Raw genomic sequence first — 1,110 nt, forward strand, 5'->3', positions numbered from 1 at the left:
TCGCCTCCGTCGAAGGATGCAACACAAACCCAGGCGACACACTGGAAACCAGCGAAACGCCACGACCTCGCAGTGACGCCACAAACTCCGGAAGAGTACTCCGCCCTTCCACCCCAGGACGGAACCTGGTAATCGCCCCCCGCACCTCCGGCGGCAACAACACCGCCGACATCCGCACCCGCCAATCCTGCACAAGTACGTACAATCGGTTTGTAGTGATCTGGACACCGCTGACTTCGAGAATCTTCGACAGCGTGTAAGGTTTTCCAGTGACCGGGTCGTCAAGGCGGCTCATTTTCCAGGACCATTCACTGAGCAGCCCGCGCGTCAGCTCGGATACGAATTTGCCGTTCGTCCTGCGGTCCAATGAGACCGCACCTTCCAGCCCCCTTCCGATCCGGCTGATGGCATCCGTGAACTTGTCACCCCCACCCGGATCGGGACGCCACCCCGTAAGCCCCAGCCGCACCTCATCCGGCAACGACACACCCCCGGAAGACACCACCCCATCAACCACCGAACCCACCGCATCCGATGCGTCCGCCGACACCGAACCAGACATCACGGCACCATCCGCGCCGGCCTCCTCCCGCCCAGACATCGCCGACGACCGCCCGTCATCCCAACCACTCAGCTCCCAACCGCCGGGCTGCCCACTGTCCTGCCCCACTACACCCGGCGGCTCCCACACAGAATCCCAACCATCCCCAAACCCAGCCGGAGCCTGAGCCAGATCATGCAAATAGGCATCCAGATCAACACCCAGGCCGTCCACATCCGGCAATCCCTGCGGGAACAGGCCGTCCACAGGCCCCTGAGGCAGGGACACCTCAGTAACCGCAGGCACACCACCAGCCACGTCACCACCAGCCACCTCACCACCAGCCGACTCCCGACCCGCAGCCGGATCCAGCGTCAGGCCCGCCACACCACCACCAGCAACCACCACACCGTCACGGTCAACCCGCACATCCGGCCGGGAACCCGCCTGACCGGCCAGATCCATCTCTTGCACGCTGTCAGGCTGAGGTACCGGTGCCGGGGCTGGTGCTGGTGCTGGTTGTGGTGGGGGTTGGCTGGGAAGGTTGTTGCCGTGTGCTGGCGGTGGTG

1 protein-coding gene is annotated in these 1,110 nt (G+C 64.3%); it reads right to left on the minus strand.

The genetic code is table 11. The features are described from left to right. Positions 1–1,006: hypothetical protein (locus tag IEZ09_RS45875; protein WP_189260141.1), on the minus strand; the 1,006-nt coding region annotated here is incomplete at its 3' end. Between the last annotated feature and the right edge of the window lie 104 nt (positions 1,007–1,110).

It is taken from the genome of Lentzea flava (assembly GCF_014648475.1).
GTDB lineage: Bacteria > Actinomycetota > Actinomycetes > Mycobacteriales > Pseudonocardiaceae > Lentzea > Lentzea flava.